This is a genomic window from Acidiplasma aeolicum (genome assembly GCF_001402945.1).
GTDB classification, from domain to species: Archaea; Thermoplasmatota; Thermoplasmata; order Thermoplasmatales; family Thermoplasmataceae; genus Acidiplasma; species Acidiplasma aeolicum.
The window spans coordinates 1-15087 of record NZ_LKBG01000145.1 but is presented as its reverse complement, the minus strand read 5'-3'; the positions used below and the strand labels follow the sequence as shown (position 1 = coordinate 15087).

At 28.6% G+C, this 15087-nt stretch carries 13 protein-coding genes and 1 CRISPR repeat array; of the genes, 9 read left to right on the top strand and 4 right to left on the bottom strand.

The features are described 5' to 3' along the window. Positions 1–145 precede the first annotated feature (145 nt). From AOG54_RS09690 to AOG54_RS03790, 3 genes are all read right to left on the bottom strand, one after another. Positions 146–319 (bottom strand): hypothetical protein, encoded by a 174-nt coding sequence (locus AOG54_RS09690; protein WP_156324189.1) that lies wholly within the window; start codon positions 317–319, stop codon positions 146–148. 375 nt (positions 320–694) lie between these two features. Further along, positions 695–2104, bottom strand: a complete 1410-nt coding sequence (locus tag AOG54_RS03795; protein ID WP_055032444.1) for a hypothetical protein — start codon at positions 2102–2104, stop codon at positions 695–697. Then, positions 2101–2802: an ABC transporter ATP-binding protein gene (locus AOG54_RS03790; RefSeq protein ID WP_055032443.1), complete on the bottom strand. Its 702-nt coding sequence runs from the start codon at positions 2800–2802 to the stop codon at positions 2101–2103. The genes AOG54_RS03795 and AOG54_RS03790 overlap by 4 nt, the downstream gene beginning before the upstream one ends. A 369-nt stretch (positions 2803–3171) precedes the next feature. Between AOG54_RS03790 and AOG54_RS03785 the strand changes: the two genes are divergently transcribed. Next, positions 3172–3402 (top strand): transposase, encoded by a 231-nt coding sequence (locus AOG54_RS03785; RefSeq protein ID WP_048101305.1) that lies wholly within the window; start codon positions 3172–3174, stop codon positions 3400–3402. A 347-nt stretch (positions 3403–3749) separates the two neighbouring features. On the opposite strand, the gene AOG54_RS03780 is transcribed toward AOG54_RS03785, so the two are convergent. Continuing rightward, positions 3750–4484 (bottom strand): hypothetical protein, encoded by a 735-nt coding sequence (locus AOG54_RS03780; protein WP_055032442.1) that lies wholly within the window; start codon positions 4482–4484, stop codon positions 3750–3752. A 37-nt stretch (positions 4485–4521) separates the two neighbouring features. Between AOG54_RS03780 and cas6 the strand changes: the two genes are divergently transcribed. The 8 genes from cas6 to cas2 are packed head-to-tail and all read left to right on the top strand — an operon-like array spanning position 4522 to position 13110. After that, complete coding sequence (cas6, locus tag AOG54_RS03775) at positions 4522–5232, top strand: CRISPR-associated endoribonuclease Cas6 (protein ID WP_048101307.1); 711 nt, start codon at positions 4522–4524, stop codon at positions 5230–5232. Continuing rightward, positions 5233–7983, top strand: coding sequence for a hypothetical protein (locus AOG54_RS03770; protein ID WP_054964024.1), 2751 nt, complete (start codon positions 5233–5235; stop codon positions 7981–7983). Then, entirely contained in the window at positions 7980–8927 is a 948-nt protein-coding gene (cas7d, locus tag AOG54_RS03765; protein WP_054964025.1) for a type I-D CRISPR-associated protein Cas7/Csc2, read from the top strand. Before AOG54_RS03770 ends, cas7d begins: the two co-directional genes overlap by 4 nt. A 26-nt stretch (positions 8928–8953) precedes the next feature. Further along, entirely contained in the window at positions 8954–9592 is a 639-nt protein-coding gene (gene cas5d / locus AOG54_RS03760; RefSeq protein ID WP_048101310.1) for a type I-D CRISPR-associated protein Cas5/Csc1, read from the top strand. Continuing rightward, entirely contained in the window at positions 9564–11381 is a 1818-nt protein-coding gene (cas3, locus tag AOG54_RS03755) for a type I-D CRISPR-associated helicase Cas3' (protein WP_082180432.1), read from the top strand. The genes cas5d and cas3 overlap by 29 nt, the downstream gene beginning before the upstream one ends. Continuing rightward, positions 11371–11883, top strand: coding sequence for a CRISPR-associated protein Cas4 (gene cas4, locus AOG54_RS03750; protein WP_162200857.1), 513 nt, complete (start codon positions 11371–11373; stop codon positions 11881–11883). The genes cas3 and cas4 overlap by 11 nt, the downstream gene beginning before the upstream one ends. Positions 11884–11888: 5 nt before the next feature. Then, positions 11889–12848: a type I-B CRISPR-associated endonuclease Cas1b gene (gene cas1b, locus AOG54_RS03745; RefSeq protein WP_162200856.1), complete on the top strand. Its 960-nt coding sequence runs from the start codon at positions 11889–11891 to the stop codon at positions 12846–12848. Position 12849: 1 nt separating this feature from the next. Then, positions 12850–13110 carry a CRISPR-associated endonuclease Cas2 gene (gene cas2 / locus AOG54_RS03740; protein WP_048101314.1) on the top strand — a complete coding sequence of 87 codons (261 nt, stop codon included), beginning with the start codon at positions 12850–12852 and terminating at the stop codon, positions 13108–13110. A 105-nt stretch (positions 13111–13215) separates the two neighbouring features. Continuing rightward, positions 13216–15062: a CRISPR direct-repeat array (repeat unit 30 nt; unit sequence GTTAAAATAGAACCTTAATAGGATTGAAAG). Positions 15063–15087: the final 25 nt, after the last annotated feature.

Here is a 15087-nt window from a genome sequence, read left to right as displayed (position 1 = left end):
GAGTACTTTCTGATTCTATCCTCCGCAACTATTTTATCCAACCTTTGCATAATTAATGGGATGTGGTTCGCTGCCATATCCCACTAATAATTTTCAAATTAATAAATATGACAATTGTCGAACAAATTATGAAGGTTTGGACACGCTAAAATAAACCATTATTATCCTCTGAAAATGTTTTTCTAAAAATTGAATTATGCGCAATAATTTTTAAATTATTATTTGCAAATTTTAAACTATTATTATAATCATTAATTGAATAATAGCACATACTTTCATATGCATATATTTCAGGATTATCCCCATCAACGGTTTCCATAAATTTAAGCTCTTTAAGCGCATTTTTATAATCATATAATTCAATTAATATATCTATTTTATGAAGCCTTTACTTTAAATTAAGCGGTTTCAAATTTATTGCCCTATTTATATACTCAAGAGATTTTTCATATTGATTTAAATCAAAGCTTTTAATGATAAATTTTAATAATCATCATCCTTCATATTTCCAAACATAAATAATATATAATCAAATCATATAAATAAAATTTTGTTGCTAAAAATATAATTTGAATTCTATTTATATGCTGTACTTATTTTCATATATGATTTCATTTATTTTCAAGTAAAAATATACAGGAAATAGAAAATAACATGGAATTTATCAATTTTATATAACCTTAAAATTTGGTATTTATATTAAATCTGCATTTATTAATTTATTTGCCATATAATTTATTATCCTTTTTGAATTGAGGATTGAAAATGTTATTATTATAATTATTAGGTAAAATAATGATATGTAAATTATATTTTTTAAAAATATTGAAAGCAAAAATGTTATTGTAAAGGAAATATAAAGAATAAAAAAGGGGATTAATCTTTCCATATTCTGTCCGCTGCTGGCAAAATTGCGTATATTATCATAATCTGTTATCTGAATGGGTGCGATAAGCATGTATGAATATATGATTATTGCAGCTGTTATGGATGGCATTACCAGCAGATATAAGAATATCATTATATATAATATATTAAAATGAAAAATAAGCAGAAGTCCTGAAAATAAAATCATTGGACATGTTGCAATAAAAACTGACAATATTATGGATATAATTAAATTTTTGATATATTTATATGCATTCATTGATGTAAATGAAAGCCAGGGCCTTTCAAGCAATACCGGCCACTGGGATATAAGCATGGAATACACAAGTCCCGGTAAAAATGGTATATAAAGGTCAATAAGCAAAATTAAAAATGTATTGTATAATTTAATGTTTAATATAAAATAAATAATGCCTATAAATGAAAATATTAAAATAGGTTTGTATATTTCTGTTCTAATATAGTGTATTTTTACATTTGAAAATGTTCTATATGCATATAATGTATTTATATAAAAACCATTTTTCATGTAAAGGGCCCTTGATGGCGATCCTGAAATATTCATAGGCTTTATATTATTTTTAATTTTGTCTTCCCTGTAATACAAATTAAATTTATTACCATTTTTTATTATATAAAATAATGTTAAGATATATAGAATTATCAGGATTAGTATACCATTTATTATATGACCGTAAAATATTGATGTTATACTGTATTTGAAATTAATAAACTCCGGAAGTATCAGAAAAATAAAAAATAATGGTGGAATAAAATATCCATGCCTTAAAATATATTTATAAATAATACTCATATTAATGCAAGTAAAAAATAATACTATATTATATGATATTAAGAAAAATATTAAACCAGAATTAATTGAAAGTGTTGAGAATAGCATAAGTAATATGATGGGAACATACATTAATATAAAATTATATGCATAATATGCCTTTAAAATATCTCTTTTTTTTAATGGTATATCCAGTAAAAAATCACGGTCGGATTTATTTGTATACAAATTTGAGAACATAACAATTATAATGGCAATTATGGAGATTAAAAGTGTTGCAATTTTTTCCTGATGGATGTTAATATTGGCTGAATAAAATGTAAATAAGGCTGGAATGACCATTAATGTTACAATTATTATCAGGATATAGTAGCCCAAAGGAATTTTTGTTTTTAAAAATAATCTTGTCAATGTATATTTCATGACATCATCCTTGCTATCAAACTTTCTATTGTCTCATTACCTGATTTCATTTCCTCGATTTCCGATAATTTTCCATTAAATATTATATTACCATTATTTATCATTATGATATTTTCCGTAAAATTTTCTGCAATTGACATCACATGAGTTGAAATTAAAAATGTTGAATTCATTGTTTTAAAATATTTTATAATCTTTTCCTGTGTTGGTATATCTATGTAATTGAATGGCTCATCAAGAAGAACAATTTCAGGATTATGTATTATTGACAATGCCAGGGAAAGTCTCTGCTTTGTTCCCCTTGATAGATTTGACACCATGGAATTTAAATAAGAACCAAGGCCGAATAGGTCTATTAAAAATGAAATTCTTTTTTCTAAATCATTAACTTTCCTTAAAGACCCTATGTAAAGCAAATTTTCCTTAACTGTTAAATTAATATACGGTAACGCCTCCTCGGCAAGATATCCTGTAATTTTTTTTGCCTCATCGGACCCTGGTTTATTGCCCTTTATTGATACATTTCCTGCATCAGGGCTTATAAAGCCGGAAATTATTTTTAATATTGTACTTTTTCCTGCACCGTTTGGACCTATTAATGAATAGCTTTTATTGCATTCAAGTGAAAATGAAACATTATTTAGGGCATATTTATCTCCATATTTTTTTGTTACCGAATTGAATTCCAGGCATTGCATAAAGTTATAATATATAACATAATAAATATTTTTTGATTGAATTCGAATGTAATTATTTATTTAAAAATATAATTTATATTTAATAATTATAGTAATTTTCGTCGACTTATGAGAGGGTAAAGGTTGTGTCCCATATTTTGTGTAATTATAAATTCCGATGTTAATTATTAAATGATCATTAAATAAAAGGAGGAATACTTATGAAAATAGGGTGTGTGATCAATATTTAGAGGAAAACTCGAAATAAAAAAGGTTTATTCTAAGACGAATATAAAAACAAAGTACTATGAGATTAAGGATTTATCAAACCAGTAAACGTGGCTAATAAATTCCACAGTCCCATAATAGAATTAAATCAAAAAGTATGCCGTGAGAAATTATAACATCAATGTATTTAAATGGTTCGTCAAAAAGAAGAATACCAATATATTAAAGGATATATTCAATAATAAATATTCATCATCAATATCAAAAATAACAGATTTAACATTGGAAGGGGTAAATAAATTTGTTACTCGAAAGCCTGATAATAGGTATATTGCTGTAATGTTGGATGGACTATTCTTCGATTTAAGAAGGGAAACAGTAAATAAAGAATAATAGTATTTGTATTAAGTATTACGGAATCAGTAGAGTATGATATACCAGGATTCCGTTTAACAATAAAGTAATCACACAATAATTATAAGGAGGTTCTATAAGACTTATACAAACAGATGACATAAATAATTTATATGGGAAAAGCCTTTACAATCCTATTAAGGTTCTATTTTACACGCTATTTATATAAATTCATTTAATGACATATTTCTATGTCAATCCTATTAAGGTTCTATTTTAAATGGTATTACATTTCAATCACTATATGGAATTATTTTTTGTCAATCCTATTAAGGTTATATTTTAACTTTATATTCCATATAACGTTAAAAATTATTAAAGGCTACTTATCTTTTTAAAAAGCTAGGAACAGTATAGCCTAAAGCTTCTAAATCATCTGAAAAATTGATTTCCCAGCCTTTATTTCCACTCAATCTTATAAGCCCTAATTCTTCAAGTTTTTTTATATGTTCTTGGATATTTCTTAATCCAGTCTGATAATTATAATTTTTTAATAAAAATAGCCTGATTCCATTTGTATTATTCATCCCATTTTTAAGTGCTTCTATTATAAATTTATCAACATTATTTGTATTAAATGTTAAATTTGATACTGATCTCATATTTATATTCCTAAATACGCAGGAAATTAATTGCCTGTGTTCATAATGCTCCACGCTATAAGAAACATAATAATTATGTTGTAAAGCCCATAACATCCCTGCTGCAGCAAAAACGGATGGACCTGCGCTTATATTTATTATATATCGGGTCTTATTAGGCAATGAATTTAGAGTTTTATAATAATATTTTATATTCCACAAATCATTTTGAAAATATTTTTTTATATTTATTTGTCTCCGATCAGCCAGTTTTTCTAATTCCAGGAGTATCTCTTGCTTTGTTCTAAAATTTTCATCTAATGGTTCATCCATATTTGATGTAAAAACATAAATATTATTTGGAAAATAATTCTTTAAATTATCTTCTAGGAACATCAAGACCAGATGTCTTTTAAATCCAACAAAGGTTATAAAATCGATATTTTTAAGCGAAGAATTTATTTCGTCATTTTGTACCATAGAAAGATTAATATATTTCGTATATATTAAGTTTACTATGCAGACTATCAAACTGATTATTAAACGCCAAAATGGTAAAATTATACCTTACGAATATAATTATTTTATAGGGATATCCTTATACAAAAAACTATTACTTTATCAGAATAATATTAGAAAATTACATTCCAGCTCCCAAATTGGATTATATACATTTAGTAATATTATAACTACAAAGGGGTTTAATTATGGTGCTAATGGGCTTGATATACCTCAAGGATATATTATATTCAGATCCATAGATGATGCTTTAATTTCTTATTTAAGGTTGGGTATCCTCGAAAACCCTATAATTGAAATTAAAGGTACATCATATAAAATAGAAAGTGTCAAATCTGTTAATAACAATTTAGATTTAAATCGTAATGATATTGAATTTAAAAGCATATCTCCTGTTCTTGTTAGAAATTTTAAAGATAAAAAACTATATTTAAGCAATGAGGGTGAGGTATCAGATAATCTTAATTTACTGGCATATCATCAATTAAAAAATTATTTTGGAATACCAAATCCAAAGGTTACATTTGAAGATCTAAAAGTCCAAAAAAAGACAATTAGGATTTCTAGCAATGGGAAAAAGGAGAGTATTACTACTGGCTTCAATCTACACGGCAGAATTCGAGGAACACCAGATGCTCTATCTTTATTATATTATAGAGGTTTGGGTTCAAAAACATCCCTTGGTCTTGGTTGCTGGGAGGAGATTTGAATGGAAGAACATAAAAATGCAAATTTGAGCAATATAATGACATTTAGGAACGATTTCATAACAGATGTAATGGATTGGGCAGTTGAAAATCTTTTTTCAAAAATTTGGAATAACCCGGAATGGATGAAATGTGCGAAGGGCGGAGATGAAAGGGAAAGTTACAAAAATAAGCCAGATATGTTTTATGCTGCACATATCTTTAGTGGGACAGCAATGGCATTGAAAATAGCAGATTATAAATATACAAAATCAAAACCAAATGACATTGAAAAAACTGAACTAAGGTTAAAAAGATCTATTTTAGGATATATGTTCCATGATTATAACAAACTTCAGGATTACAGCAATAATATAAATATGGATAATAAAGACATATTAAGTGAACTTATCAACGATTTTAAAGACCAATTAACTGATCTAAAACTTACTTCTAACGATGTATATTTTATTGCTTTTTCAACAGAAAAAGGGACACAGTTTCATGCAAATTCAATAGATATAAATCCAGAATCAGATCTATCATTTGAAAGTAACTTTTCAAGACTTGCTGATCAGCTCTCCTCAATTTTTCTAGAGGATAATCCGGTTCTGCACGATATCAAATATAACAATGAACCGGTTATACCTAAAAATAATATACATAAAATTCGAATAAATGCGACTCCATATATTACCTTGACGTCCATACTTAAAGTGGTACTAACAGAAGAAATCATAAAGAGGGGAAAAGAGAATATCAATGATGGATTCTATTTATGGTCTACTTTAAATACAATCTACTATGTGAGCGAAAATCCAATTGAATTAAATTATGATGAACTTGCCAAGCTGGTCATGAATAAAATTAGCAATATTGCTCATCTAGAAAATGGTATAGCATTTACAGACAGAAGAGTGGACATATCAAGCAATAAAATAGGATTTATATCTTTAGAGACACTTAAAAAATTTGTTTTAGACAATGATAAGTTTAAACAGGTCGTCCATTTAGAAAATATTATATTAAAAGACGATTTTCGTAAAAATGCAGAAATGTATTCGGATCTAATTCTTTCCAAACTAAAATCCTATAAAATTAATTTCTATAAGGATTTGCCAAGTGTAACACAGACCAAAAAGAAAGAACGTTCCATAAGGGATTATTTAGAGCTTGACGAGATACAGGATTTTGAAGCTGATAAAATAACAGAAAGACTGCATACATTTTTAATTAGATTTATTCAATTAAATTCAGATCTTGCCGGAGAAGATATAAATTTTATTAGGTCATTACTTGAATCTCAACTTGAGTCCAATAAAAATTTATTATCCAATATATTGCCAAAGAATAATCAGGAAAAATCTGCACTTTTAATACCCTTAATAATTGATAACGAAAACATAAATTGGGATAACATTTTAAATGGTGTATTAAAACAAATTAACATTGAATTTGACAGTGAAAAAAATCAAAAATTGATTAGAGAACTTATTAATATAATACTTGGATATAATGAATTAAATCTCCCAGAAGTGCCGGACAAAAAAAACATGTCTATGATAAATGGATATCCTAGAAAAGAGGGAAAAAGTGGAATAGCATCAAAAGAAAATCTATTTGGAATTGGCACTAATTCTTTCAACAATAGAATCATTACTTCTGGAATAGCCAATGGTTATATAGATGAGTATTCTATATTCGAATTTTCAATAAGATCAATTATTGCGCCGAAATTATATAGTAAATATTCATCGACTGTTCTGTTTTTAGCATTTCCTGGAGCCGTGCCTTTTATGGACATTGGAAAATTTTTACAGGTCTTTAATGAAACCGATGTATTACAGGTTGGAAACATTAGATTAACCATTGAAGAAAATAATGCTAAAATGAACAATTTTAAGTTTGATACAACTTACTTTATATATCTTCCAGATCCAAAAAGTGATGCAGACTTTATAAAAAATTTAAGGATGTGCATAGATATAGCAAGCAAGTCAAAACTACACGTTTTAATTAGCTTTTCTAATAATTTATTTTATAATACATGGAACGAAACAATAAATATGGAAATCGAAAGTTCAATATTAAATAGCATGAAATGGAATAAATTGAGGTGCAACAATTTAGCTTCAGTTAAAAACCAGATGTCCTTCTTCATGAGTGTATCAAAAACAAATAATAATTTTGATTATGATAACTGTGCAAATGTTATAAGAGATTATATAAGGAATAATCTCTCGCTTAATTCTTATGTTCATAAACAGATATTTGAAGGCCATTATAGATTTTCAGACTCAACAGACGATTATGATGTTTTTCACAAACTTGTTTATGATAAAAGAGGTGAAATGATGAAAGAAATTGAAAATTTAGGTAATATAGCTGCAGATCTTTATCTTTTAAGATATGATAGCAGTTCAAGTGATAGGGGATGGATGTTACGGGAGAGCCTTGAAGTGCTTGAAAAGATGAAAGCTGAGACTAATGCAAAAAATCTGGAGGAACTAAAGGAATTCGTATCCGGGCATTTATATTCAGGAATGAATAGGTTGTATTTGCGTGATAATCCAAATTCAAAATATAAACCTGACATCAACAAAATCAATGATTTTGCAAATGAACTTATTAATTTAATTATGACTGAATTTAAGGGTAGAATTCCTGTGGGAAATACCAGATCCTATCTAATCGACGGATTTGAAATAGAATATTATATAGCATCAGATAAAAAATGGAAAGCGTATGGAGAAAAAAAAGAGGTGGGTAAATGATAAGTAAAATAAATGAAATAATAAGTAGAGGATTGCTTGCACAAATAGAGAATATTGATCTAAAGAAAAATCATGGATACTATGCCAAAATAGGGATAATCTCTGAGACCATAGGATTTATGATATCAAGAAACAATGATGCCACAGAATTAACAAGTGAAAACTTTCTTAATGATGAGAGGGCCCTGGTGCCGGCACAGAAATGGAGAGCGGCTGAAAGAAGTTATCTCCTATCTGAACTTCGCAAGGTCGGAAATGTGATACCGGATGGATATGCCAGAAACATGAATAAAGTAAAAACATATCTAAAAAATCCAGTAAGCCTTTTATATGGAGATACATCCATTGGATCAGGTAAGGATATGGGATCAATTGCCTCAAGATGTTTCTATGATTGGGCATACAGCTTTGAACCACTTGGGGAGATATCAACAAGAATTACACACAACACTTTATCGGAGGATGGCACCATATTGCATTCAATTGAGGGGAAAACAGAATCAAATGCAATTTATAATATTCCATACATAAAGCCCGGTGTTAAGTTTATAAGGTTTGTAACCCTTGAAAATTGTTCCCTAGAATTGCTAAAACTTGAACTTATTGCAATATTGGGTACAACAAGATATGGTGCAAGAACGGCGATATTGGGTGATAATGTTGCAAATCACATAGTTGCTATTGGCTTTTCAAAAGGAGATAAACCCATTTCATCTTACGAACTTATGCAACAGGCATGGGAATCAGGTAAATATGAAGGAGAAAACTTGATTAAATCTTCAATGCTTTCCTCCTATGGGGAAGAAAACGTCATAATGGGAGATGACCTGGAAAACTTTTTAAATGAAGTAATAGCTATAAAAAATAATAGTAAAGAACTGCAGAGCCTCTGCGAGGTTATTAATGCCAAAATGGAAAATGACTGGAAAGAGTTCTGGAAGTGATTTAAATGCAGTGTATTCCCATTAAAATGACTGTAATATCACCAATACAATATTTTTATATTGCGGCAGCTGGAGGTATGAGAACATCTAATTTTATTGGAGATATCGCTTTAAAGTATGCCTTCCTAAGGCAGATGGGGTTATTTAAATTTCCTGAATTAAACAAAACAAGGCCAACTTATAGGGAACTCTTGGAGTTTCCATTCTGGCTTACTACTGCAATTTCCGAAAAAATGGCTCTTGAATCCGGTAATGAAACTGTATTTATGAAGAATATGATAAGGAATACCATGCAAGGAGCAGATTATAATGGTTCCAACGTTGATCCAACATTTAAAACCGGATCATTAATGTATAAAAATTTCTTTTTTGTGCAACCAATAAAACCAGGAAATGTTTTTTATTCCTATTTGCTTTATGATTCAGAGTATTTTAAAAATTTAAAAATACCCGAAGTTGTAAGAGTGGGGAACAATAGAACAGGCATGCTCAAGATAGCCAGAACAAATGTAGATATTAAAGCTGTAATCAACTTATATACAGTTCAAAATATTTTGGGCAAGCATATTGAGAAAAAATCAGATTATGTATCTCATTTAGTTTTACAATATTATTTAATGGGTTATTATACAAAAGATGAGGTTGTTAGGGCATATGATGATTAAATTAGATCTTGTTCCAACATATATAAGCCGTGATTTCCAGCAAAAAATGGAAGATTTTGCAACAAATAAAAAAGAAATTGCAATATTAAATGCTCCAACAGGATCTGGGAAAACATATGGATTCAAAAAAATGCTTACACAGGGATTTATTTTAATATTACTCCCAAATAACCTCCTTTCGAATGAGGTTTATGAAAATTTTAAAACCGATACAGCTGTCAGTATTTTAAACTCAAATGCCATTAATAATGAAATAAAATATTTTAAAAATAGTGGCTATGCAGAGTGCACAAAAGATGATGCAATCAAAAATATTATAACAGGAAAAAAAATAATAATATCAAATCCTGAAATTTTTTATTATATTATGTTAAATAACTATAAAAATGGCAGAAGTTCAGATTCACTAACTGATTTTATAATAAACGGCTTAAAAATTATAATAGTTGATGAAATTCATATTTATACAAGAGACCAGTTAAATATATTATTAGCTGTATTAAAATTAATAAATAAGAACATAAAGATAATGTTCTCAAGTGCAACAATCCCTATATATATTAAAAACTTAATAATAGAACTTTTTGGCGAATGCAATACTGAGATTATTAATGTGGAAAGAAGCTATCAACAAAATGACAATGTGCTTCTACAGGGCCCCATATCGATATCAATTCCAGATAATCATAATACAGCCAATTTTATTGAGCAAAATATTGATTTGCTAAAATCTGGCTACTGGTTTATAATTGCTGACTCAATTCGAAACATTGATTCTATTTATAAAGTTATAAAATCTCATATCAGTGATGATCAAATAGCACTAGTTGATGCTTTCCATGATCCTGAATATGAATCATATATGAATATATTTGAACAAGGACCAAGGATTGTTATTGGTTCAAACATAATAGAACAAGGTATTAACCCTCCTAAAAAATTTAATAATTTTATCATAGAGACTGGATTGGATTTAAAGAATTTTATTCAAAGATTTGGCAGAATTGGGAGGAATATGACAAGCAAAAGCAATTTATTTATAATATTTAAAAGTGAAATAGGAAATAAAGCTGATCTGGCAAAGATTAAAAATTTCGAAGATTTTATAACTTTTATTTCAAAAAGGTTACCAGAAAAAGAAAGAATTTTTAATTCAGGATATATAGGTGTTTATGCAGCTTTAATTGCCGATAAATTTTCCATAAATTTAACCAAAACAGTAAAAGAAAATTTTCTAAAGGAAGAACAGGGGACATGGTTCACTAAATCTTTTAATAATACCAGAAGGACTCTTAAAATCATCAAACAGATTAAAGAAGATCATTCCAAATTTAACGAAATGAGAAATGATATACCTGATTTAAAAAATATAATAAAATGGTGGAATAAATATTATGAAAGTATATTCAGATTTATACCTGAGGCTAATAAAGGAGCAGGTACCGATATTGTTTATGATGAACAATTTTCATATGACGATATCTGGATTCATAAAAATAAGAATATTGTTATGAAAAAAAACGGTTATTATATTGTGAATGGGTATAATCAGAGCCCAAATTATCAGTTTCATGTTATGGTAAGCGGAATACCTGTAGATGATCGTGAAATGAAATATGAAGATGTATCACCTTACAAAGCAAGAAATTTAATACTTAACAACATAAATTCAAATTTTAACTTAGATTGTGATGGGGAATCAAAGAAATTGCAGGAAGGAATCAAAGACATAATAAAGGCCACAGGAGATTATGAAAGACTTTATTTGGAGGTTAAGGATGAATTATGATATAAAATCAATTAAGGGAACAGATATCAATTATTATTTTATATGCAAAAGGCGTGCGTGGATGTCTATACATACGTTTTATATTATAGATAAAAATCAATTTATAGAACACGGAAATTTTTTAAACAATAGAAATAGAAAATATGGTTATCATGGTATAAGAATAGGTCATAATGAAATTGATAATCTTGAAATAGATACTCAAGGAAATTATATAGTGCATGAATTTAAAAGAGGCCGCAAAGCTTTAGAGGGAGATATTTTCCAGGTTTTACATTATATCGAATTGCTTGAAAATGAGGGTTTTAAGGTTAGGTATGGAGTTTTACATTTATTGGGTGCAAATAAAATAAAAATAGTGGAAAAAACCCCTGAATTACTATCTAAATTAGAAAAAGCTTATGAAAATATAAATAATCTAAGAAATGATAAAATGCCAGAACCTGTTAAGAATTATTACTGTTCTCATGGTTGTAGTTATGCATTTTTCTGCTGGGGATGATAAAAATGGGAGAGACTTATTATATATTACAATCTGGATCTCTTAGTAAAGTTAATGAATCTGTAGTATTCCAAAACCAGAATGAGAAATCTTTTTTGCCGATAGAAAATATAGATGAAATACTTGTCTTTGGAAATCTTACTATAACTACTCCCGTATTACAATTATTATCCAAAAAAAATATTCCAGTTTTTTTGTATTCGCATTATGGCTGGTATATTTCTAGTATTATACCCGAAGATTATTTACAGAGTGGATATGTTATAACTCACCAGGCAGCATATTATAATAATCCAGATTTAAGACTTAAGCTGGCAAGGAGTTTTGTATTAGGAGCAGCCAAAAATATGGCGAAATTATGCAAACGGCTCAGAATTGGAAATTTAAGGGTACCAGTAAATGAAATAAGTAAGGCTGTCTCTATATCAGAATTAATGGGCATAGAGGGTAATATACACATTAAATATCTGGAACTTTTAGATTTAAAATTGCCTCAGGATTTTAAGGTAATTTCTAGATCTAGAATGCCTCCAAGAAATTATATAAATTCAATGATGAGTTACCTTTACTCTGTTTTGTATGGAATAATAGGGTCACAAATTTTTAGTACTCATTTATCACCATCAATAAGCTTCCTTCATGAACCCAGTGAAAGACGTAGTAGTCTTTCCTTGGATATCGCAGAAATCTTTAGGCCAGTATTTTGTGATAGAGTTATTTTAAAGTTAATAAACTTGAAAATAATGAAAAAGTCTGATTTCATAGACGATAACGGTATATATTTAAATGAGGCTGGAAAGAGAAAAGTTCTTGTTGCATTTGAGGAAAAGTTGAGGGAAACTGTTTACGTTTCTTCCTTGAGAAGGAAAGTTTCTAATAAGTTTCTAATACGTCTTGAGATATATAAAGTTGAAAAACAGATAATGGAGAATAAACAATACAAACCATATATTATGAGGGATTAAATTGTGGATTATACTTACATATGATATTAATGAAAAAAGGGTTGATAAAATTAGAAAGATTTCATTGCAATATTTAATTAGGATTCAAAATTCTGTATTTATAGGAGATATTGGATGGGCAAGCTTAAGAATTTTAAAAGAAAGATTAAAAAAAGAAATTGTTGAATCAGAGGATTCAATACAGTTTTTTATTCTTAGGGATGAAAAGCTTGTAAAGAGAATAAAGCTTGGAGTGTCATATGAATTCAGCAATATAATTTAACATATGATCAAACCTTTAAATACTCTTTTCCAATTATGAACTTTGAGTACTTTTTTATAAAATTGTCATAAGTTTTTTATTTATAATACAGATTATCTATAACGGGTTAAAATAGAACCTTAATAGGATTGAAATATGAAAATGAGTATGATATTGACGTCCCGTTTTCAAGGGTTAAAATAGAACCTTAATAGGATTGAAATCTGGAGAATATCCAGAATGGTTGATGTCTGATAATTAGTTAAAATAGAACCTTAATAGGATTGAAATCCATCATAGTCCATAGCTGGAGTTCCTGGGGCTATTTTATCGTTAAAATAGAACCTTAATAGGATTGAAATCCTCACTGCTTACCACCCTTTGAGTATTTCCTTTCATAGTTAAAATAGAACCTTAATAGGATTGAAATGATATGTGGACCCGAGAACTGCAATGACATTAATCGTTAAAATAGAACCTTAATAGGATTGAAATTAAATAGAGATGAAGGTACAATAAGAGGCCAAACACCAGTTAAAATAGAACCTTAATAGGATTGAAATATATGGTACCCGAATTTTTCCAGTGAGCCTGGATTTAGTTAAAATAGAACCTTAATAGGATTGAAAGCGATGAGGCGCCATATGAGGTTGCCCATTACCATCTAGTTAAAATAGAACCTTAATAGGATTGAAAGAAGCTCGAGCCTGAAGAGCGGAAAAATTCAAAGTATCGTTAAAATAGAACCTTAATAGGATTGAAAGAAGTCCCCCCTGAAATGCTGGATGAAAAGGAAACGGTTAAAATAGAACCTTAATAGGATTGAAAGGTGTAAAAAATGGAAAATGAAAAAATGAATGAAAAAGTTAAAATAGAACCTTAATAGGATTGAAAGCAGTGGAAAAATCAGATATTGATTTAGTTTTTCACAATCGTTAAAATAGAACCTTAATAGGATTGAAAGAAAGAAGAGCCTATTAACATTGGTGCCAGGGGATATAGTTAAAATAGAACCTTAATAGGATTGAAAGAGCTACCCTGTATCTTCAATCATTGTCTCTCACTATAAGTTAAAATAGAACCTTAATAGGATTGAAAGATGAGCAATACCGGTGATACAGCGGCCACCATACTAGTTAAAATAGAACCTTAATAGGATTGAAAGAGGTCAGCAAATAGTAATCCCATTGTCGGCATTACAATGTTAAAATAGAACCTTAATAGGATTGAAAGTGTGTTACAGCAGTTGTTCCATTTGCTTCTGATAAGTTAAAATAGAACCTTAATAGGATTGAAAGTATAACCAAGTATCTGTCTTATTAAGTTCTTAGTTATAGTTAAAATAGAACCTTAATAGGATTGAAAGAATTGTCTAAGCAAATGAAAGATGATAGTAGATCAAAGTTAAAATAGAACCTTAATAGGATTGAAAGGTTCAATCGGTAGTACCTTTAAACTTTCCATCTAATGGTTAAAATAGAACCTTAATAGGATTGAAAGTTTGCAAATATTCCCTCAAAAGTGCTTTTTCTTGCAGTTAAAATAGAACCTTAATAGGATTGAAAGAGTGTTAAAAAAACTCCACTACCACGATAATTATTTAAGTTAAAATAGAACCTTAATAGGATTGAAAGATGCCTACAACAGTTAGCCCCGGCTTCGGCAAGGAAGTTAAAATAGAACCTTAATAGGATTGAAAGAAACTTTTCAAAATAATGTTTTACTTTGGCTTTTCAATAAAGTTAAAATAGAACCTTAATAGGATTGAAAGGATTTGTATTATTTCCAACAAATTTCGATTGTAGAGTTAAAATAGAACCTTAATAGGATTGAAAGTACAACAGGATTATCTGTAATGGGTTTTACGATTGAATGGTTAAAATAGAACCTTAATAGGATTGAAAGGCAAATATATATGCATATAATGCCACACTCGAATCATAGTTAAAATAGAACCTTAATAGGATTGAAAGATCTTCATTCCAGGGAAAGGCTATG

What these genes read in the sequence shown, in the direction of transcription:
- cas7d (WP_054964025.1), top strand. Translation starts at nt 7,980, where the DNA reads ATGATAAGTAAAATAAATGAAATAATAAGTAGAGGATTGCTTGCACAA.
- AOG54_RS03790 (WP_055032443.1), bottom strand. Translation starts at nt 2,802, where the DNA reads ATGCAATGCCTGGAATTCAATTCGGTAACAAAAAAATATGGAGATAAA.
- AOG54_RS09690 (WP_156324189.1), bottom strand. Translation starts at nt 319, where the DNA reads ATGGAAACCGTTGATGGGGATAATCCTGAAATATATGCATATGAAAGT.
- cas6 (WP_048101307.1), top strand. Translation starts at nt 4,522, where the DNA reads ATGCAGACTATCAAACTGATTATTAAACGCCAAAATGGTAAAATTATA.
- cas4 (WP_162200857.1), top strand. Translation starts at nt 11,371, where the DNA reads ATGAATTATGATATAAAATCAATTAAGGGAACAGATATCAATTATTAT.
- cas1b (WP_162200856.1), top strand. Translation starts at nt 11,889, where the DNA reads ATGGGAGAGACTTATTATATATTACAATCTGGATCTCTTAGTAAAGTT.
- cas5d (WP_048101310.1), top strand. Translation starts at nt 8,954, where the DNA reads ATGACTGTAATATCACCAATACAATATTTTTATATTGCGGCAGCTGGA.
- AOG54_RS03780 (WP_055032442.1), bottom strand. Translation starts at nt 4,484, where the DNA reads ATGGTACAAAATGACGAAATAAATTCTTCGCTTAAAAATATCGATTTT.
- cas3 (WP_082180432.1), top strand. Translation starts at nt 9,564, where the DNA reads ATGAGGTTGTTAGGGCATATGATGATTAAATTAGATCTTGTTCCAACA.
- AOG54_RS03770 (WP_054964024.1), top strand. Translation starts at nt 5,233, where the DNA reads ATGGAAGAACATAAAAATGCAAATTTGAGCAATATAATGACATTTAGG.
- AOG54_RS03795 (WP_055032444.1), bottom strand. Translation starts at nt 2,104, where the DNA reads ATGAAATATACATTGACAAGATTATTTTTAAAAACAAAAATTCCTTTG.